Source organism: Asanoa sp. NPDC049573 (assembly GCF_040676615.1).
GTDB lineage: Bacteria > Actinomycetota > Actinomycetes > Mycobacteriales > Micromonosporaceae > Asanoa.
Genome location: NZ_JBFAPI010000015.1, coordinates 159,673 through 178,712 on the forward strand (window position 1 = coordinate 159,673; position 19,040 = coordinate 178,712).

Sequence of the window (19,040 nt, forward strand, 5' to 3'; positions counted from 1 at the left end):
GAGGCCTGGCGTGACCGCGATCCGGGTTCTGCTCGCCGATGACCATCACCTGGTTCGCGCGGGTTTTCGGGTGATTTTGGAAACCGAAGACGACTTCGACGTGGTCGGCGAGGCCTCCGACGGTGACCAGGCGGTGCGACTGGCGGGTTCGCTGCGGCCCGACGTCGTGCTGATGGACGTCGAGATGCCTGGGCTCGACGGCCTCGCCGCCACCCGGCAGATCACCGCCACCCCCGACGGTCCGGCGATCCTGATCCTGACCACCTTCGACCGCGACGACTACCTGTTCGCGGCGCTCGAGGCCGGCGCCAGCGGCTTCCTGCTGAAGAACGGCACCCCGGAGGCGCTGATAGACGCGGTACGGGTGCTGGCCCGCGGCGACGCCCTGCTCGCTCCCGAGATCACCCGCCGGGTGATCGCCACGTTCGCCCGACCGGGTGGCTCGCCGCGCACGAGCGGTGCGCAACTCACGGAGCTCACGGCGCGCGAGCACGAGGTGCTGGTCGCCCTGGCCAGCGGCGCGACCAACGCCGAGATCGCCGTCTCGATGCACCTCGGCGAGGCCACGGTCAAGACCCACGTCAGCCGGGTCCTGACCAAGCTCGGCCTCCGCGACCGCACCCAGGCGGTCGTCTTCGCCTACGAGCACGGCGTGGTCACCCCGGGCGGCTAGCGCGGCTCGCGCGACGTTCGGCCTGCGGCGGCCCGCGGGCCGCATGGCGAGGTGAATCGCCGCGCGGGGGACCGGGTCCGTCGCGCGGGGGACCCGGTCAGTCGATCTCGGGCCGGACGACGGCGAAACCGCCCGTTCGTAGCCTCATGGGCATGACGAAGGTGCTTCATCTCGAAGCGATCAATCGGAGCTTCGGTGACCGCCGGGTGCTGCGCGACGTGACGTTCGACGTCACGGCCGGGCGGATGACCGGGTTCGTGGGCGCCAACGGTGCCGGCAAGACGACCAGCATGCGGATCATTCTCGGCGTGCTCGCCCCCGACTCGGGGGAGGTGACCTGGCAGGGGTCGCGGCTCACGCGCGAGGATCGGCGGCGGTTCGGCTACATGCCCGAGGAGCGTGGGCTCTACCCGAAGATGACCGTACGCGACCAGCTTGTCTACCTTGGACGGTTGCACGGCCTGAGCCTCGACGCCGTGCGGCGTAACGTCGCCGAACTGCTCGAGTGGCTCGGCCTCGGTGAGCGGGCCGACGACCCCGTGGAGAACCTCTCGCTCGGCAACCAGCAGCGCGCCCAGATCGCGGCCGCCCTCGTGCATGACCCCGACGTGCTGGTGCTCGACGAGCCGTTCTCCGGGCTCGACCCGATGGCCGTCGACACCGTCGTGACGGTGCTGCGGGAACGTACCCACCGCGGCGTTCCGGTGCTCTTCTCCAGCCACCAACTCGACGTCGTCGAGCGGCTCTGCGACGACCTCGTCATCATCGCCGACGGCGCGATCCGGGCGGCGGGCAGCCGCGACGGGCTGCGCGACGCGTACACCCAGCACCGCTTTTCGATGGTCGTGGCCGGCGACGCCGGGTGGTTGCGCGACCAGGCCGGCGTGTCGCTGATCGACCTCGACGGGGCGCGCGCCGTCTTCGACCTCGCCGACGACGCCGACGACCAGGCCGTGCTGCGTGCGGCGTTGGAACGCGGGCCGGTGCGGTCGTTCGGTCCTGTCACACCGTCGCTCGCCGAGATCTTCCGTGAGGTTGCCCGATGAAAACGTCGTCCGCGATCCGGCTGATCGCCGCCCGCGAGCTGAAGGTCAAGATCAAGGACAAGACCTTCCTCATCAGTACGATCTTCTTCCTGCTCTTCGCCGTCGGCGGCACCGTGTTGCCGGCGTTGCTGGGCGGCGGCGCGTCCAGCGTCGCCGTGGTCGACTCGGCGACCGCGACCACCCTGCGCGACAAGGGCCTCGAAGTGCGGCAGGTCGGCGACGACGCGGCCGCCGAGCAGGCCGTGCGCGACGGTGACGTGGACGCCGCCGTCGTCACCGGGGGCGACGTGCTGGCCATGGACGAGGCGCCGACCGACGTCGTCGACGCGCTCAGCGCCGCTCCGGAGGTGCGACTTCTCAACCCGGACGCGATCGACCCGCTGCTGGCCTACCTCGTGCCCTTCGGCTTCGCGGTCGTCTTCTTCTTCACCTCGCTGACGTTCGGATTGCAGATCGCGCAGAGCGTGGTGGAGGAGAAACAGACCCGGATCGTGGAGATCCTGGTGGCCAGCGTCCCGACCCGGGCGCTGCTGACCGGCAAGGTGGTCGCCGGCGGCATCCTCGCGCTGGCCCAGATCGCACTGATCGCGGTCGTCACCATCGCCGGCATGCAACTGAGCGACAACGGCGCGTTGCTCTCGCTGATCGGCCCGTCGATCGGCTGGTTCATCCCGTTCTTCGTGGTCGGCTTCGTGATGCTCGCGGCGCTGTGGGCGGCGATGGGCGCGCTGGTCAACCGCGTCGAAGACCTCAACGGCGTCTCGATGCCGATGCAACTGGTCGTGATGCTGCCGTTCTTCCTGGTCATCTTCCTCAGCGACAACAAGCCGGTGATGACGCTGCTGTCCTACATCCCGTTCTCCGCGCCGACGGCGATGCCGGTGCGGCTGTTCACCGGCGACGCGGCCGGCTGGGAACCGTTCCTGTCGCTCGGTGTGATGGTGGTCGCGGCGGCGGCGCTGATCGCGGTCGGTGCCCGGGTCTACGAGGGTTCGCTGCTGCGCACCAACGGCAAGACCTCGTTCGGCGCGGCGTTCCGCGACAAGGAGAGCCGCCGGTTGGCGGAGCTCAACAGCTGACCTCGACGGTACGGCGCGGGAGAGCGAATCCCGCGCCGTACCGTGCTTTCACGCGTAGAGCCGGAATAGGGACCGCAGCGCCTCGGTCCAGGCGACTATCTCAAGGCGATCCGGGCCGCCGAGATCTCGCTGGCGTGTTGAACCGCCCATTCGCCGATCAAACTATGCGCGCGCTGCGCCCGCCGCCAGGTTGCCCGCCGACGCGCGGCGCCGCTACGAGTGGCTAGCCGACCTGACCGCTGCCCAGGTCACGCGCGGCCCGTTCGAGGTAGGAGTCGACCATGCCGCGGTCGTACCCCCGGAAAGACACCGGCAGCCGGGCCTCGTGGATCGCCCGCAGCGCCGCCGCCCGCCGGAACGGGTCGTCACCCTCGAGCGCGGCGTTGACCGTCGCCAGCAGCGCGTCGGTCTCCGTGATCCGGTAACCGCGCAGCACGATCAGTAGTCGAGGGGCGTCGGCGACCACGCCCTGCCGGCGCGCCAGCCAGGCGTCGACCTGCATCCGGTCGTAGCCGCGCAGCACGACGACCGGCGGGCCGATCCGCTTGACCGCCGCCTCGATCCGGGCCCGGTCGCTGCCGGCTGCTTCGACCGCGCGCACCAGGGCGTCGACGGTCGCTCGGTCGTAGCCTCGCAAACTCACGTCGAAGTCAGCCACGGCCGTCATTGTCGCAGCCGGTCAGGCGGTGTCCAAGGCCGTCTTGAGCCGGCCGCGGGGTGCTACACGAGGGCGGGCCGCGCCATCACGAGTGGCAAGATCCGAGACATGGTGCTCGACGGTTTGGCTTATTCCGCGACGCCGGGCGACCGGGCCGCAGTCCGGCGGATGGATCCCGCCTGGGTCGACGCACGGTTGCGCCGCGACGACAGCACGGTCGTGCCGATGTGGCGTGACCGTCCACTGTTGACGGCCGCTGGCGACCCGGTCACGCTCACCGGTCCGGCCGCGCGTGTCGTGCTGGGCGCGGCGGTCCAGACGGTGCTGCTGAGCGTCGACGGCGACTCGGCGTCGTTCGCGGCCGACCTCGGCGGTGTCGGGGAGGCGGAGGCGTTGCTGCTCGCCGGCGCGTCGTCCAGCGTCGACGTGCGCGCCCTCGCCACAGTGGTGCCGGGGCCGGTTCTGGCGACCTTGGCGTACGCCCGCGGGTTGCTCTACTGGAACCGCAACGCCCGCTTCTGCGGGACGTGCGGCGCGCCGACCGAGACCGCTCACGCCGGTCACCTGCGGCTCTGCCCGGCCTGCGGGCGGCAACTGTTCCCGCGGATCGAGCCGGCGGTGATCGTGCTGGTCGAGGGCCCGGCCTCGGACCCGGAGCCGCGCTGCCTGCTGGCCCGCCATCAGGGCGCCGGTCCGGACGGTTTCGCGTTGCTGGCCGGGTTCGTCGAGGTCGGCGAGAGCCTGGAAGGCGCGGTCCGCCGCGAGGTCGCGGAGGAGGCCGGCGTCACGCTCGGAGCGGTGACCTATCAGGGCTCGCAGGGTTGGCCGTTCCCGGCCGGCCTGATGATCGGCTTCATCGCCTGGGCCGTCGGCGACACCGTCGCCGTCGACGGTGCGGAACTCGTGGAGGCCCGCTGGTTCACCCGGTCCGAGGTCGTCGAGCGGATCGTCAACGGGCGGGGCTCAGGCCCGCCGGACTCGATCGGCGGGCACCTGTTGCGGTCGTGGACGGGCCTCGACCGGGCCGCGTCGGGCCGATGATCGCGGCACGGGACGGGGCCGCGCCCCGGGCTTGGGCCCACGACGATCGCCAGGCTCCGGGTCCGCTCACGACGATCGCCAGGGCCGGGTCCGCTCACGACGATCGCCAGGGCCGGGTCCGCTCACGACGATCGCCAGGCCCCGGGGGGTGGCCCTTGCGCGATGCGGTCCGCCGCGGCGGCGAGGTCGCCGCGCCACCAGCCCAACGCCTCCACCCACCAAGTGATGCCGGCCGCCGCGTAGGGCGCGATGTGCTCGGCTGCCGACGCGGCGTCGGTGGCTCCCTCGACAGCGATGTCCGGCCGGCTGGCGGAGAGTCCGCGGATGAAGGCCGCCGCCGCGGCGACGTCGGGGACCGGTGCGTTACGCGTGTGATAGCCGGCGAATGTCGCCAGCGCGCCGTCGAAGCGCGCGGCCCGACGTAGGCCGACCCGGCGCTCTGGCCGCCGCACCAGATCGGGATCTGGCCGACGTTCCAGTCCGCCCAGAGCCGGGTCAACGTGTCGAGCCGATCGTCGAGGGCACGACCGCGGGCACGCAGGTCGGGATCGAGCCCGAAGGCCGCGTACTCCTGGTCGAGCGATCCGATGATGGCGAGCACGGTGAGCCGCCCGCCGGAGAGCGCATGGATGGCAGCGAGGTCCTGGGCGACGTCCTGCACCTGCCGCCGCGGCAGCACCACGGTGAGGATGATGCGGATGCGCGACGTCGACGCCGCGATGGCGGCGGCCGCGACGGTCGAACTGGTGACGGGCCAGCCGGGCTCCTCGACGAGCAGATGGTCCCAGAGTTGCACGCCGTCCCAGCCGTGCCGGTCGGCACGGACCGCGAGATCGGTGAGGGCGCGCACGTCACCGAACGCGCCGACGGTCGGCAGCCCGACGGCGAACCTCAGACCCATGCGCGAACCCTAGGGCAGGGCGGCGGCCTTGCGGAGCAGCACCGCTCGTTCGCGGGTGTTGCCGCACAGCCGGGCGGCCAACTCGAGTTCGGCGCGGGCCTCCCTGGTGCGGCCCAGGCGGGTCAGCAACTCGCCGCGGACGCTCGGCAGCAGGTGTGAACCCGACAGGCGATCGGTCGCGACCAGCTCGTCCACAATCGACAGAGCCGGGCCCGGGCCGGAGGCCATCGCGACCGCGACCGCGCGGTTGAGCTCGATGATCGGTGACGGTGCCAGGCGGCCGAGGGCCTCGTAGAGGACCACGATCCGGTCCCAGTCCGTCTCCGCGACCGAGGGCGCCGCCGCGTGGCAGGCGGCGATCGCGGCCTGCAGGCCGTAGGAACCCAGGCCTCGGCCCAGCGCCGTCGCCCGGGTCAGTGCGGCGTTGCCCCGGCGGATGGCCGAGCGGTCCCACAACCGGCGGTCCTGGTCTTCCAGCAGGATCGCCTCGCCGTCGGGACCGGTGCGGGCGGGGAAGCGCGCGGCGGTCAACTCGCAGAGTGCGAGCAGGCCGAACACCTGGGGCTCGTCGGGCAGCAACGCGGCCAGCATGCGGATCAGCCGGATCGCCTCGTACGCGAGGTCGCTGCGCAACAGCCGGTCGCCGGCCGTCGCCGTCGAGCCCTCCGTGAAGATCACGTAGAGCACGTTCAGCACGCCGCCCAGGCGGCCGCGGCGTTCGGCCGCCGGCGGCAGTTCGAAGGGGACTCCCGCGGCCGCGATCGTCTTCTTGGCCCGGGTGATCCGGGCCTGGATGGTCGGCACCGGGACCAGGAACGCGCGGGCGATCTCTTCGCTCGACAGGCCGCCGACCGTACGCAGGGTGAGCGCGACCCTCGCCTCCGGGGATAGCACCGGATGGCAGGCCACGAACATCAGGGCCAGGATGTCGTCGTCGACCCGGTCCGGGTCCCAGGGCAGCTCGTCGTCGGCCGGCGGCGCCGCCAGAGCCAGCGCCGCGTAGCGCTCGTCGAGCGCCGACCGACGCCGGAACGCGTCGATCGCGCGCCGCCGGGCGGTGGCCAGCAGCCAGCCGAGCGGCGAGTCCGGGTTGCCCTCGCGGGACCAGCTGACCAGGGCCTCCGCGACGGCCTCCTGGGCGACGTCTTCGGCGAGCTCGAAGTCACCCGTGTAGCGGGCCAGCGCGGCCACGATCCGGGCCGACTCGATCCGCCACACGGCCTCGACGGCCCGCCGCGCCGACTCGGCGGTCGGCGGGCCGCCTGCGGCCTCTTCCATCAGAGCTGGCCGAGCTGCTCGCGCCAGGCCCGCTCCTTGACGATCCACTCGTTGTCCTGCGGGAACTCGTCGATGCTGGGGACGCGGCGGATCTCGCACTTCTGGCCCGGGAACGCGGGCAGCCGCTTGGCCCACTCGATCGCCTCCTCCTTCGAGGACACGTCGAGCATCCAGTAGCCCCCGAACAGCTCCTTGGTCTCGCCGTAGGGACCGTCGGTGACCACCGGCACCTCCCCGTCGTAGTCGACGACGACGCCCTGGGACGGGTCTTCCAGGCCCTCGCCGGCGACGAGCACGCCGGCCTTCATCATCTCTTCGTTGATCCGGCCCATCGTCTCGAGCATCTCCTCGAACGGGGTCGCCATCATCGCGGCGCCGGTCTCGTCGGTGCCACGCATGATCAACATGTATTTCGCCATCGTCGTTCTCCTCGTGCGGCGGGTCGTTCTCGACCCTTTCACGCCAAGGTCGAGCGGTCCGGAGCCGGATCGACATCCCGGCTCAAGATTTTCTGGCTGATCAGCACGTCGCGGAGCGAGTCGAGCTCGGCCGGCACCAGCAGGCCGCGGGTGACCAGGTCGTCGACCGTCGTGAAGGGTCCGCGCCGCGACCGGTCGACGACGATCGCCCAGGCCCGCTGGGGTCCGACACCGGGCAACCCCGCCAGGACCGTTTCGGGTACGGCGTTGACGTCGACCAGGCCGCCGTCGTCGAAGTGGCCGGGCAGGTCCGGACGCCCGATGCCGAGTTCGGCCGCCAACGACGGATGGTGCTGGAGCAACTCGAGCGCCTGTTGCCGCCGTACGCGCCGTTCGAGATCGGCCTGAGCGCGCTTGGGTAGGAAGTTGAGCAGGCCGACATGCACGGCGCCGCCGAACCAGGCGAAGAACCACATCCCGATCGCGTAGCCACCAGCGTTGGGATCGTCGACCGTGGCGTCGACGATCGCGCAGCTCACGGCGCCGAGCCCGAAGTAGGCGGCGGAGATGGCACCGAGGATCCGGCTGCGCCGGTTGACCGCGTAGGCACCGATGACCAGCCAGGTCACCAGCCCGGCGCCGGCGAGGGTGACCAGGACCGCACAAGCCCGCACCCAGTTCGGCGGCGGATCACCCCACCGAAAGGTTCGGCCCGGCCCTTGCGGACCAGCGACCGGCATGGGTAGGCGGACCTGCTGGGCGGGCGGCGCGGTCGGCAGGGGATATGCGGGCGGCGCAGCCGGCCCAGCGGGCGCAGGTGGTGCGGTGGGCGCGGGTGGCGCGGTGGGCGCGGGTGGCCCAGCGGACGCAAATGGCCCAGCGGGCGCAGCGGGCCCGATGGGCCCGGCGGGCGCAGGCGGTGCGGCCAGCGCAGCGGGTGCAGGTGGCCCAGCGGGCCCAGCCGGCCCAGCGGGCCCAGCCGACCCGGCGGGCGCAGGTGGCCCGGCGGGCGCAGGTGGCCCGGCGGGCGCAAGCGGCGCGGCCAGCGCAGCGGACGCAGGTGGCGCGCCGGGCACAAGCGGCGCAGGCGCCGCAGGCGCGAATGGCGAGGGCGGCGCGGGCGGCCTGGCTTCCGCGTGCGGCGACCCGAGCAGCGCCGGATCGGACCGCAGCATCCGCCGGTGCAGGTCCTGCAGCTCGTTGCCGGGCTCGACCCCGAACTCGTCGGCGAGGAACTGGCGGGTGGCGCGGAACGCGGCCAGCGCCTCGGCCTGCCGCCCGCTGCGGTAGAGCGCCAGGATCAACTGATGGCGCAGCCGCTCGCGGAGCGGGTACTCGGCGACCAGGCGCACCAACTCGGGCACCAGGCTGGCGTGCCGGCCGCGGGCCAGCTCGATCTCGGCGAGCGTCTCGTACGCGGCACACCTTCCGTCGGCGAGCCGGTCGCGGGCCGCGGTGAAGTAGCCGCCGGACAGCCCGGCCAGGGCCTCGCCCCGCCATAGCGCCAAGGCGGCGCGCAGCTCGGCGGAGGCCTCGTCGAGCCGGCCGGCGGCCTGGCTGGCGCGCGCCGCGCGTACACAGTCATGGAAGAGATCGGCGTCCAGCCCGTTGCCGGGCACCCGCGCGAGATAGCCGGCCTCGGTCAACGCGAGCAACTGACCGGGGGTACGGGGCGACCGGTCGGGCTCCAGCGCGCGGCGCAGGCCGGCGATGTATTTCTGGACCACGTTGGCGCCGTTTTCCGGCGGTTCGTCCTGCCACACGGCGTCGACGATCTGGTTCGTCGGGACCGGTTTGTTGGCGTTGAGCAGCAACACCGCGAGCACGGCGCGCTGTTTACCGGGCCCCAGATCGACCTCGTGATCGTCGTCGACCACCCGGACCGGCCCCAGGATCTCGAAGCGGTGCGGCAAAACCCTCTTCCCCTTGCCCTCGCTGACCTCGGGTAACGCCTGGTCGCCCGGGCACGGCAGCCGATCGGCAGTGCACCGCAGCATAACGGCAGCGGTACGGCAGCGCGGTCCCCGACGATCTCCGCCGTGACACCCCGACCGACGGAGAGAAACGCAATGAGACGACGCATCATCACCGCCCTCGTCGCCGGCGCGGCGACCGCGCTGCTCGCCGGCTGCGGCGCGCTCGGGAGCGAGCCATCCGCACCCGCGACCACCGCGCCGCCGTCCGCGCGGGAGAAGCTGGCGGCCTCTGTGCCGGACGGGTCCGCCGGCCGCTACGCGTTCTCGTTCAAAGACGGCGAGAGCAACACGAGCGGGGTGGTCGACCCGAAGAGCCAGCGAATCAGCATGACCACCTCGTACAAGGAGAAAGATCTGGGCTTCACGCTGACCATGTCCTACCTCGTCATCAAGAAGGACCAGTGGGTCAAGATCAGCTTTGACAAGAAGTTGCCGGGGTTGCCGCAACTGCCGAAGAAGTGGTTGCGGCTCGACACGTCGAAGGTCAAGGACGACCCGTTCACCAACCTCGAAGACCCCGACCCGGTCGCGGCCGCCGACCTGTTTGACGCGATCGTCAAGGTGTCGGAGGACAAGCCCGGCACGTTCACCGGCACTCTCGACCTGACCAAGGCCACGGTCGCCTCGATCGTCGACGACGACGGGCTTAAGGCGCTGGGCGCCAAGGCCGAGGCGGTGCCGTTCACCGCGACCCTCGACGACGCGGGCCGGCTGGCGACGATCGACATCAAGGTGCCGGGCTACGCCAAGGTCAAGGCCTTCACCCACCACGCCACCTACAGCGAGTACGGCAGCGCGCCCGAGGTGAACGCACCGGCCGCGAGCGCGAGCCAGGACGCCCCGGCGGCGGCCTACGACCTGCTCAACAGCTGACGCGGCGGCCCGCCCGGTCCGGTGACGACGGGGGTCGCACGGGGCGGGCTCACCCGCGCAGCACCTGCTCGAACCGGGTCGGCGGGCGGCCGGTGAGCACGGCCACCGCATCGGACGTGCGCGACCACCGGTCCTGCCGGATCGACTCGAACATCGAGCAGTAGGCGTAGACCCACCACGGCTCCTCGCCGCCACGCGCCAGCGTCGCCGCGAACTCGGCGACGCTGGCTTCGGCGTACTCGACACCGGCCTGTTCCACGACCTCGGCCACGGTCAGGCTGTCCGGCCCGGTCACGTCGTGCGCCCGGTTGGTGGGTGCGCCCAGTGCCAGCGCGGCCAGGCACTGTGCCACGTCGTCGCGGGCCACCAGCGACACGCGGGAGTCGGCGGCGGGGAGTGCGGCCGGGTCGCCGGCGCCGCGCACCAGGCCCAGGAAGAACTCGGCGAACAGACCCGCGCGGACGATGGAGTACGCGAGCCCGCTGGCCCGCAACAGCCGCTCGGTGTCGCCGTTGGTGAACGCGTAGCAGAAGGGCGACTCCAGCGCCACGTCGAGGCCGCTGAGCAGCACGACGTGCCCGACGCCGGCCGCGGTCGCCGCCTCCACGACGTTGCGGTGGTGTACGACCACCCGGGCCGCCTCGCCGTCACTGGAGACGAAGACGAGAGTGTCCACACCGGAGAACGCGGCCCGCAGCGCCGCCGGGTCGTCGTACGGTGCAATCCGGCTGTTGAGGGCGATCACCTCGTGCTGCCCGGTCGCGGTCAACAACTCGGCAACCCGGCCGCCGACCCGCCCCGTACCCCCGGTGATCGCGATCCTCATCTGTCCGATCTTGCCGTGCGTCACATCGCGGCGCCTGATCGGGGGACACACCGGCCGATCGGGCGGGTGCACAATCGGGAGCGCAGAGGTCTCGACGCGCGACCCAGCGCGACGAGGCGACGGTGGGGAGCGGTAGTGCGCGGTCAGGCACTGGTCGGCAAGATCGGCGTGGTGGTCACCGCGGTCCGCGGCGGCGACCGGGCCGGCGAGATCCGGGTCAAGGTCCAGGGCGTCCCACACCACTACCTCGCATACTCCGTCGAGCCGATCGCCATCGGCGCTCATGTGCTCGTCATCCACTATCGCGGCGCGCGCCAGGTGGACGTCGAACCGTGGTCACCGACGCCACAGCACACACCATGAAAGAGGCACAGCCATGTTCGGTTACCGGGTGCCCGCACCCAACGAGGCGCTCCTGATCAGCGGCCGCAAACAACGCGGCGCGGACGCCCTACCGTTCAAAATCGTCACCGGCCATGGGGCCTTCGTTGTCCCGATCTTCTCCAAGGCCACCCGCCTGACCCTGGCCATGCAGGAGGCTGAGGTCGAGGAGGACTGCTACACCCAGCAGGGCCTGACCCTGGCTGTCCGGTCGGTCATCGCCTTCAAGGTCGGTGACGACCACGAGTCGATCGCCGCCGCCGCGCGCCGCTTCCAGGGCGACCAGTCGCAGATGCCGGTCCTCGTCGGCCGCATCTTCAGCGGCCACCTGCGCAGCATCATCGGCAGCATGACGGTCGAAGCGATCATCCGCGAGCAGCAGACGCTGGCCGACGCGATCGTCGACGCGAGCAAGACCGAGATGGCCCGGATCGGCCTCGACATCGACTCGCTTCAGATCAGCAGCATCGACGACAAGGGCGCCGGCTACATCCGGGCGCTGGCCGCGCCGCACCAGGCCAGGGTCAACCAGGAAGCCAAGGTGGCGCAGGCCGCCGCTGACCAGGCCAGCGCCATGGCGCAACAGGAGAGCGTGCGGAACCAGGCGGAGTACGCCCGGCAGACGGCGATCGCGCAGGCCCGCTACCAGGCGGAGATCGACCAGGCCCAGCAGACGGCCGCGCAGGCGGGTCCGCTGGCCGCTGCCCAGGCGCAGCAGAGCGTGCTGGTCGAGCGCGCGCTGGTCGCGCAGAAGTACGCCGAGTTGCGGCAGGTGGAACTGGTGGCGGAGGTGGTGCGGCCGGCGCAGGCGGAGGCGGAGCGGATCACCACGCTGGCCCGGGCCCAGGCCGACGCGACCAAGCTGTCCGCCGAGGCGGCGGCGGCGTCGGACCGGATCGCGCTGGACCAGCTGGTCATCCAGCAGTTGCCGGAGCTGCTGCGGGCGGCGGCGCAAGGCCTGCAGGGTGCCAACCTGACGGTCCTCAATGGAGCAGAGGGGCTCAACAGCGTGGTCGCGTCGCTGGCGGCGCAGGGGATGGCGCTGTTGGACACCGTGCGCAAGGGCATGGACGCGGCGCCGGCGCCGGTCATCGCGCAGCCGCCACGTCTGCCCTAGGCGATGGCGTGCTCGGCGGCGACCTGCTCGACCCGCATCCGCACCAACAGCATGCCGGGCACGCTGTTGCGCCGGCTGTATTCCTCGGCGCGGCCCTCGCCCATGTAACGGGCCGCGATCCGGCCCGCCCAGTGGCGCAGTTGGCCGGGATCTTCGGAGATGGTTACCCGCCCGGTCAGCATCGCGAACGAATAGGGCGGCCGCTCGTCGTCGACGCAGCTGGCCGCCCGGTCGTCGCGGACCAGGTTGTGGGCCTTGACGTTGTCATTCTCAGTCGTGAAAACGAGATCGTCACCATCGAGGAGGAACCACATAGGCACGACATGCGGGCTGCCATCCGCCCGCACTGTGGCCAGCATGCCGGTGCGGGTGCCCTCCATGATGAAGGCCTTCCACTCGTCCTCGGCCATGCGCTCACCCATAAGCATCACATTACGGCCAGAACCGCCCAGAGGCCCGCAACATGGGCGAGCCGGGGATTCGCTCGGGGGCTAGCCCGACCGACCGCCGGGCACCTCGTCGACCAACAGCAGCCAGGCCGACCGTTCCGGTTCGTCGCCGATCCGGTCGACAATGGACTCCCGTTCCTCGTCGGAGGCCAGGAGCGTCACCTGGACGCCCGGGGCGTGATCGCCGGTGGCAGGGCGGCGCCGGATGCTAGTCGAGGCAGTGGACCTGCAGCGCGATGTGGTCGGGCTTGCCCGCGCCGCCCGAATCGCGGTGGATGACGTCGAGTTCGACGCGGTGCCGGTCCATCGAGACCGGGGCGTCGCCCTCACCGGCCAGGCAGGTCGGATAGGTTTCGTCGGAATGGATGGTGCCGTTGGCGTCCTGCCAGTTGTCGGCGATCACCTGATAGATGGTGTCCCCGTCGTTGGGGTCGCGGGGCACGCCGTCCTGCTCGAACGCGATGAGCCTGGCGCGGTCGTTCGACCAGGTCACCGTGCCGGTCAGAGGCTCGGACCGCGCCGTATGTGTGTCGCCGGTGAGCTTCGCCATTAGCAGGCCGCCGACCAGCCCGATCGCGACGAGGCCGCCGCGGCGACCGCGCGCACGCGGCGGCTGGATTGATCGATGAGCGCGACCGGCATCCGGACAACCTACGCGATCATTGCCGAGCGCGGGCCGCGTACTGTCGCGTTCATGATCGAACAGGCTCGGGTCGCGGTGGTGGGTGTCGGTAACAACACGTCGGCGCTGGTGCAGGGGATCGCTCTCTATCGGGAGACCGGGAGCCTGGTCGGCATCCGGACGCCGGTCATCGACGGCCTCGGCGTCGCCGACATCGACGTCGTCGCCGCGTTCGCGGCCTCCGATGCCAAGGTGGGCAAGGACGTGACCGAGGCAATCTTCCTGCCACCCAACAACTTCCCCCGCCTCGCCGCCGCCCTGCCGCCCGCCGGCGTCCCGGTGACCAGGGGCCTTGTCGACTCCGGCGGGATCGACCGGGTGGCGGCGGCGCTGGCCGGGGCGGAAACCGAGGTGCTGCTCTATTCGGCGCCCAGCGGCCGGCCGGACACCGCCCGGGCCTACGCCCAGGCGGCCCATGACGCCGGGGTCGCCTTCGTCAACACCACCTCGGACCCGATCGCTCGTGATCCATTGTGGATCGAGCAGTTCGCGGTGGCCGGGCTGCCCCTGATCGGCGACGACCTGGCCAGCCAGTTCGGCACGTCGGTGCTGCACAACTCGTTGCTGCGGCTGCTCGCGGAGCGCGGCCTCACCCTGACCAGCTCGTATCAGGTCAACCTGGGCGGCACCGAAGACTTCCGCAACCTGGTCGAGAACCCCAACACCAAGAAGCAGTCGAAGCTCAACGCGCTGCCGGCGGCCGACAAGGTCCAGGTCGCACCGCTCGGCTACCTCTCGCAGCTGGGTTCGCAGAAGGTTGCCCACCTCAACATCGAGGCGCGGGGCTGGGGCGAGACGACGGTCAGCCTCGACGTGAAACTGAAGGTGGACGACCCGAGCGGCGCCGCGGGCGTCAACATCGACCTGATCCGCATCGCGGCCAGCGCGCTCCGCGACGGCCGCGGCGGCTACCCGGTCGAGGCCTCGCCGCTGCTCAAGTCGCCACCCGGCACCGCGATCTGACAGCCTTCTCTCGGCCACGGGTCCTGGAAGTAGCCTTGCCGCGTGTTCCGAAGTTGGCGGTTGGCCGGTCTCGCGCTGGCCGTGGGCGTTTTCGTGGCCGTCGTCCAGTTCGCCGGCGGCGGTCGTCTGCTCGGCCTCGTCGAGTTCGCGGCGTTCGCCCTGCTGGCGTTTTCCTGGTCGCCGTTGGCCTTCCCACGCTCGGTGGGTGCGGCCGAGGCGCAGCGGCGCCGCGGCCACGACGGGCGGCCGGTCATCTACTGGCGGCCCGGCTGTGCCTACTGCCAGCGCCTGCGGCTGCGGCTCGGCCGCGACGGCCGGCGGGCGCACTGGGTCAACATCTGGGCCGACCCGGCCGGGGCGGCGGCGGTCCGGGCGATCACCGGCGGCGACGAGACCGTGCCGACCGTCGAGCTCGACGGCCAGCCGCACGTCAACCCCGACCCGGCCTGGTTGCGCGAGCGGCTGCGCCTGGTCAACTGAGCCGGGCGGCGCCGTGTTTCGGGTCGGGTGGGGCGCCGTCGGAGCGGCGGTGCGGCCAGGCGGCCGCACCGCCGGAATCCACCTGCGGGTCAGCCCTCGTGACGACGCGAGGACACGGGAATCGCGCGGGCCCCGGTCGACGAGGTCACCGACCCGCGCGCGGCGCCGGGATCAGCTCAGGCGCCGCCTGACCGCCGCGTCGAGGTTGTCGAGTTCGTCGCCGCGGTGGGCGCGGTGTTGCCGGGTCCAGGTCTCGTCGTGCAGCGGGTCGAGGGTCATGACGACCGTCGTGCGGTCACCGGCCGGCTCGATGTCGACGGTGGTCAGGTGCTCGTAGGGCTCGTGGCCGGGCACGAAGTCGATCATCGAGACGTAGGCCAGCCGGTTCGGCGGCTCGACCTCGCGGAACGTCTTGCGCACCTCCGACGAGAGCGGCATGCCCGCCTCCCGCATGAACGCGACCTGCTCAGGGCCGATCGCAGTCATCGTGTAGCGCAGTTCGCCGCCGGGCCGGAGCGCGAGGTCGCTCACCCTGGTCTCGAAGCCGCGCGGTGCGAACCATTCGTCCAGGCCGGCGGCGGTGGTCCACAGCGTCCAGATCAGTTCGGCCGGAGCGGCGTAGGTCCGTTCGTACCGTGCCGGTTTGCTGTCAGGCATTGGCTTGTCCTTTCGATCGGTCTGGAGCAGTAACGAACGGACCGATGGCGGACGGACATCGGGCGGCCGGTTAATTTGTTGTCCGTTCGGAGCGGTGCCGTTCGTCGATACCCGGAAGCCCACGACAGGAGGACCCATGCAGTACGCCCTGCTCGCCTACTCCCCGCCCGAGGAGACCGAGCGCGCCGACCGCCCGATCCCGGTCGCCCTCGCCGCCCAACTCGACCGCCCCGACGTCGCCGGCTGGGCCCGGCTGCACGCCGAGGAGTCGGCGACGACCCTGCGCAACGGCGACCGCGGAGTCCTGCTGACCGACGGGCCCTTCGTCGACAGCAAGGAGTACCTGGCCGGCGTGATCGTGGTCGAGGCCGACAACCTCGACGGCGCCCTCGTCATCGCCGCAGACCTGCTTCGGGTGACCAGGCCAGGAACCGCGATCGAGGTACGCCCGATCCTCGACGGACGCTTCCGTGGCACTTGACGCCGTCTTCCGTGAGCAGTGGGGGCGCGTGCTGGCCACCCTGGTCGGGATCCTCGGCGACATCGAGGTGGCCGAGGACGCGGCGGCCGAGGCGTTCGCCGTCGCGGCCGAGCGGTGGCCCCGTGACGGAGAACCCGCCAACCCGACCGGCTGGTTGGTCACCACGGCCCGCAACCGCGCCATCGACCACCTGCGGCGCCAGCAGGTGCTGGCCGCCAAGACCAAGTTGCTCGCCCGCGACCTCGAGACCGCGCCGGCCGGGCCGACCGGAGCGGAGGCATTCGTGGACGGCACCGCCACGATCCCGGACGAACGACTGGAACTGATCTTCACCTGTTGCCACCCGGCCCTCTCGCTGGAGGCGCAGGTGGCGCTGACTCTGCGTACCCTCGGCGGCCTGTCGACGGAAGAGATCGCGCTCGCCTTCCTGCTCCCGTTCGAGACCATGAGCAAGCGTCTGACCAGGGCAAAACACAAGATCCGCGACGCACGGATCCCGTTCGCGGTGCCACCCGACCACCAGTTGCCCGACCGGCTGGCGGCCGTCCTGGCGGTGGTCTACCTGATCTTCAACCAGGGCTGGGGTGGCGGTCGGGTCGACCTCGCCGCGGAAGCGATCCACCTCGGCCGGGCGCTGGCCGGCCTGATGCCCGACGAGCCCGAGGCGCTCGCGTTGCTCGCGCTGATGCTGCTGCACGACGCCCGAAGGGCGGCCCGGGTGCGCGACGGGCAGGTGGTGCCCCTCGACGACCAGGACCGCACACTGTGGGACCCGCGCCAGATCGACGAGGGCCGCGCGCTGCTCGGGCGGGCGCTGGCCCGCGGCCGCACCGGGCCCTACCTGGTCCAGGCGGCTATCGCCGACCTGCACCTCGGCCAGCCGCGCGACTGGCGGTCGATCGCCCTGCTCTACGAAACGCTGGGCCGCCAGACCGGCTCACCGATCGTCGAGCTCAACCGGGCGATCGCCGTGGCCGAACTCGACGGCCCGGCCGCCGGCCTGGCCATCCTCGACGGACTCGACCTGGACCACTACCGGTATTTCCACTCGACTCGCGCCGACCTCCTGCGTCGCGCCGGCCGCGCCGCCGAGGCCCGCGCCGCCTACCGCCAGGCCCTCGACCTCGCCCAGACCGAGCCCGAGCGGCGCTTTCTCGCCAGCCGGCTGGCCGACTGTTCCTGACGCTTGGTGGTAGTAGCCCCAGGTAGGTCCGGACGCTAGCGTTACTGACTTTCGCGGCGCCGACCCGTTCGATGGAGCCATGACACTCACCGTGGCACCGTCGCGCCCCACAACCGGCAGCGACTTCGCCATCCTCTCCCGTCGAATCACCGGCGCGGGGCTGATGCGGCGCCGGCCCGCCTACTACGTGGCCCGCCTCAGCGTCGTATCGCTGATGCTCGCCGGTGGTTGGACCGCGTTCTTCCTGATCGGTTCGTCCTGGTGGCAACTCGTGACGGCCGCCTTCCTAGCCGTCACCTTCACCCAGGTCGCCCTGGTGGCGCACGATCTGGCCCACCGCCAGGTGTTCCGCACCAAGCGCCCGAGCGAGATCGCGGGACGGATCGCCGGAAACCTCGGCGTCGGGATGAGCTACGGGTGGTGGATGGACAAGCACACCCGGCACCACAACAACCCCAACCACGACGACCTCGACCCGGATGTGGCGCCCGAGGTGCTGATCTGGGCCACCGAGTCGGCGCTCGGCCGGCGCGGGCTGAAGGGTTTCATCACCCGGCACCAGGCCGCATTGTTCTTCCCCCTGCTGACCCTGCTCGCCATCGACCTGAAGGTGTCGAGCGTCAAGGCCCTCCGCGGCGGCGTGGTGAAGCGTCGCGATCTGGAGAGCGCCCTGCTCGTCCTGCACGCGGTGGGCTATCTGGCGGCGCTGTTCGTCGTGCTGTCGCCGCTTCAGGCGATCGCGTTCCTGCTGCTGCATCAGGCGCTGTTCGGTGTCTACCTCGGCATGACCTTCGCACCCAACCACAAGGGCATGCCGCACCCCACCGGCGACGAGGACTTCCTGCGCAAGCAGGTGCTGACCTCACGCAACGTCCGCGGTGGCTGGCTGACCGACGCCGCGCTGGGCGGCCTGAACTACCAGATCGAGCACCACCTGTTCCCCGGCATGCCGGCACCCAACCTGCGCAAGGCCCAGCCGATCGTGCGGGCCCATTGCGCCGAGCTCGGCATCGCGTACGAGCAGACGAGTCTCGTCGCCTCCTACCGCCAGGCCCTGCGACACCTGCACGAGGTCGGCGCACCGGCGCGCGCCGCGCACGCGCGGGCCTGACCGCTCTTACAGGCCGGCCGGGAACGTGAACGTCGCCGGCGGGTTGGCCTGCTGGGCCGCGGTGCCGTAGACCAGCGCGATCTCGTCGTGGGCGTGCAGCACGATGCCGGCCGGGTCGCCCTGCTGGAGCTTGCCGTTCACGTACGCGTGGAGTTCCTCGCCGTTGCCGGTCTTGAGACTGCCGATGTGGTCGCCGGACAGCGACACCTGCCACTCGGTGAACACCTGGCCCAGGCTGAAGTCGGCCTGGACGGGCGACTCGACGTGGATCACCCCGCTGGTGTCGTGGGTGTGCAGCGGGCTCAGTTCGCCGGTGGTCTCGTCGATGCCGATCAGGGCCGGCACCACGACAGGCTGGCCGTTGACGCTGATGTCGAGATGGGCGTGGATGTGCTCGACGGTGCCCTCGGTGCCCAGCATCGGCAGCCCGGCGGCCCGCACGTGCGCCGCGGGGTCGGCGGGCACCGCCCACGGCGGCGGGTCGGTGCGGCCTTGGGCGGTGGCCGCCGGTGAGCTCGGAATCCCGGCCGCCGCGGCGGAAGCCGGCGACGACCGGTGCAACGTGAGCGCGAGCACAACGCCGACCACGACGAGCACGACCACGCCGACGATGCCGCCGGTGAAGAGGTGCCGCCGCCGGCGGTCGCGCTTCCGCGCCGTTTCCATGGCCTTGCGGGCCGCGGCCGCGCGAGCCTTGCGGCTTTCACCGGACATCTGGCGACGTACCTCCCCGTGCGCGCGCACCCGCGCCGATACGGCGGGCGCG

The 19,040-nt window shown here is 71.5% G+C and carries 22 protein-coding genes; 12 read left to right on the top strand and 10 right to left on the bottom strand.

Features of this window, described 5'->3' with window-relative positions; translation table 11 throughout:
- The first annotated feature begins 10 nt into the window (after nt 1–10).
- From AB0J74_RS28860 to AB0J74_RS28870, 3 genes are all read left to right on the top strand, one after another.
- Nucleotides 11–673, top strand: coding sequence for a response regulator transcription factor (locus AB0J74_RS28860; RefSeq protein WP_363453406.1), 663 nt, complete (start codon nt 11–13; stop codon nt 671–673).
- 152 nt (nt 674–825) lie between these two features.
- Entirely contained in the window at nt 826–1,719 is an 894-nt protein-coding gene (locus AB0J74_RS28865) for an ATP-binding cassette domain-containing protein (RefSeq protein WP_363453408.1), read from the top strand.
- Nucleotides 1,716–2,798, top strand: coding sequence for an ABC transporter permease (locus AB0J74_RS28870; RefSeq protein ID WP_363453410.1), 1,083 nt, complete (start codon nt 1,716–1,718; stop codon nt 2,796–2,798). The genes AB0J74_RS28865 and AB0J74_RS28870 overlap by 4 nt, the downstream gene beginning before the upstream one ends.
- A 223-nt stretch (nt 2,799–3,021) precedes the next feature.
- Here AB0J74_RS28870 and AB0J74_RS28875 read toward each other — a convergent pair whose 3' ends face one another.
- Nucleotides 3,022–3,456 (bottom strand): DivIVA domain-containing protein, encoded by a 435-nt coding sequence (locus tag AB0J74_RS28875; protein ID WP_363453412.1) that lies wholly within the window; start codon nt 3,454–3,456, stop codon nt 3,022–3,024.
- Between the two features lie 108 nt (nt 3,457–3,564).
- Here AB0J74_RS28875 and nudC point away from each other — a divergent pair, with 108 nt between their 5' ends.
- Nucleotides 3,565–4,497: an NAD(+) diphosphatase gene (gene nudC, locus AB0J74_RS28880; protein ID WP_363453414.1), complete on the top strand. Its 933-nt coding sequence runs from the start codon at nt 3,565–3,567 to the stop codon at nt 4,495–4,497.
- A gap of 94 nt (nt 4,498–4,591) precedes the next feature.
- Here the strand turns inward: nudC and AB0J74_RS28885 are convergent, their stop codons facing one another.
- The 4 genes from AB0J74_RS28885 to AB0J74_RS28900 are packed head-to-tail and all read right to left on the bottom strand — an operon-like array spanning nt 4,592 to nt 9,092.
- Complete coding sequence (locus AB0J74_RS28885; protein WP_363453416.1) at nt 4,592–5,398, bottom strand: LLM class flavin-dependent oxidoreductase; 807 nt, start codon at nt 5,396–5,398, stop codon at nt 4,592–4,594.
- Nucleotides 5,399–5,407: 9 nt separating this feature from the next.
- Complete coding sequence (locus AB0J74_RS28890) at nt 5,408–6,676, bottom strand: sigma-70 family RNA polymerase sigma factor (protein WP_363453418.1); 1,269 nt, start codon at nt 6,674–6,676, stop codon at nt 5,408–5,410.
- Nucleotides 6,676–7,095, bottom strand: coding sequence for a YciI family protein (locus tag AB0J74_RS28895; protein WP_363453420.1), 420 nt, complete (start codon nt 7,093–7,095; stop codon nt 6,676–6,678). The genes AB0J74_RS28890 and AB0J74_RS28895 overlap by 1 nt, the downstream gene beginning before the upstream one ends.
- Nucleotides 7,096–7,133: 38 nt before the next feature.
- A complete protein-coding gene (locus AB0J74_RS28900) occupies nt 7,134–9,092 on the bottom strand; it encodes a BTAD domain-containing putative transcriptional regulator (RefSeq protein ID WP_363453422.1) in 1,959 nt (652 codons plus the stop codon).
- Nucleotides 9,093–9,164: 72 nt separating this feature from the next.
- Between AB0J74_RS28900 and AB0J74_RS28905 the strand changes: the two genes are divergently transcribed.
- On the top strand, nt 9,165–9,944 hold the full coding sequence (locus AB0J74_RS28905; RefSeq protein ID WP_363453424.1) for a hypothetical protein: 780 nt from the start codon (nt 9,165–9,167) through the stop codon (nt 9,942–9,944).
- A 49-nt stretch (nt 9,945–9,993) separates the two neighbouring features.
- Here AB0J74_RS28905 and AB0J74_RS28910 read toward each other — a convergent pair whose 3' ends face one another.
- Complete coding sequence (locus AB0J74_RS28910; RefSeq protein ID WP_363453426.1) at nt 9,994–10,770, bottom strand: NAD(P)H-binding protein; 777 nt, start codon at nt 10,768–10,770, stop codon at nt 9,994–9,996.
- 135 nt (nt 10,771–10,905) lie between these two features.
- Between AB0J74_RS28910 and AB0J74_RS28915 the strand changes: the two genes are divergently transcribed.
- The gene (locus AB0J74_RS28915) at nt 10,906–11,133 is read left to right on the top strand and encodes a hypothetical protein (RefSeq protein ID WP_363453428.1); all 228 of its coding nucleotides are present in this window, start codon (nt 10,906–10,908) and stop codon (nt 11,131–11,133) included.
- Between the two features lie 13 nt (nt 11,134–11,146).
- Nucleotides 11,147–12,268, top strand: a complete 1,122-nt coding sequence (locus AB0J74_RS28920) for an SPFH domain-containing protein (RefSeq protein WP_363453430.1) — start codon at nt 11,147–11,149, stop codon at nt 12,266–12,268.
- Here the strand turns inward: AB0J74_RS28920 and AB0J74_RS28925 are convergent.
- On the bottom strand, nt 12,265–12,690 hold the full coding sequence (locus tag AB0J74_RS28925; RefSeq protein WP_363453432.1) for a PPOX class F420-dependent oxidoreductase: 426 nt from the start codon (nt 12,688–12,690) through the stop codon (nt 12,265–12,267). The genes AB0J74_RS28920 and AB0J74_RS28925 overlap by 4 nt on opposite strands.
- A 235-nt stretch (nt 12,691–12,925) precedes the next feature.
- On the bottom strand, nt 12,926–13,267 hold the full coding sequence (locus AB0J74_RS28930; protein ID WP_363453434.1) for a hypothetical protein: 342 nt from the start codon (nt 13,265–13,267) through the stop codon (nt 12,926–12,928).
- A gap of 144 nt (nt 13,268–13,411) precedes the next feature.
- Between AB0J74_RS28930 and AB0J74_RS28935 the strand changes: the two genes are divergently transcribed.
- Nucleotides 13,412–14,362 (top strand): inositol-3-phosphate synthase, encoded by a 951-nt coding sequence (locus AB0J74_RS28935; RefSeq protein ID WP_363453436.1) that lies wholly within the window; start codon nt 13,412–13,414, stop codon nt 14,360–14,362.
- 42 nt (nt 14,363–14,404) lie between these two features.
- Complete coding sequence (locus AB0J74_RS28940) at nt 14,405–14,842, top strand: glutaredoxin domain-containing protein (protein ID WP_363453438.1); 438 nt, start codon at nt 14,405–14,407, stop codon at nt 14,840–14,842.
- 171 nt (nt 14,843–15,013) lie between these two features.
- On the opposite strand, the gene AB0J74_RS28945 is transcribed toward AB0J74_RS28940, so the two are convergent.
- Nucleotides 15,014–15,499: an SRPBCC domain-containing protein gene (locus tag AB0J74_RS28945; protein ID WP_363453440.1), complete on the bottom strand. Its 486-nt coding sequence runs from the start codon at nt 15,497–15,499 to the stop codon at nt 15,014–15,016.
- Nucleotides 15,500–15,635: 136 nt separating this feature from the next.
- Between AB0J74_RS28945 and AB0J74_RS28950 the strand changes: the two genes are divergently transcribed.
- From AB0J74_RS28950 to AB0J74_RS28960, 3 genes are all read left to right on the top strand, one after another.
- The gene (locus AB0J74_RS28950; RefSeq protein WP_363453442.1) at nt 15,636–15,980 is read left to right on the top strand and encodes a YciI family protein; all 345 of its coding nucleotides are present in this window, start codon (nt 15,636–15,638) and stop codon (nt 15,978–15,980) included.
- Nucleotides 15,970–17,163, top strand: a complete 1,194-nt coding sequence (locus AB0J74_RS28955; RefSeq protein ID WP_363453444.1) for a sigma-70 family RNA polymerase sigma factor — start codon at nt 15,970–15,972, stop codon at nt 17,161–17,163. The genes AB0J74_RS28950 and AB0J74_RS28955 overlap by 11 nt, the downstream gene beginning before the upstream one ends.
- A gap of 79 nt (nt 17,164–17,242) precedes the next feature.
- Nucleotides 17,243–18,274 (top strand): acyl-CoA desaturase, encoded by a 1,032-nt coding sequence (locus AB0J74_RS28960; protein ID WP_363453446.1) that lies wholly within the window; start codon nt 17,243–17,245, stop codon nt 18,272–18,274.
- Nucleotides 18,275–18,280: 6 nt separating this feature from the next.
- On the opposite strand, the gene AB0J74_RS28965 is transcribed toward AB0J74_RS28960, so the two are convergent.
- Nucleotides 18,281–18,988 carry a hypothetical protein gene (locus AB0J74_RS28965; protein ID WP_363453448.1) on the bottom strand — a complete coding sequence of 236 codons (708 nt, stop codon included), beginning with the start codon at nt 18,986–18,988 and terminating at the stop codon, nt 18,281–18,283.
- Nucleotides 18,989–19,040: the final 52 nt, after the last annotated feature.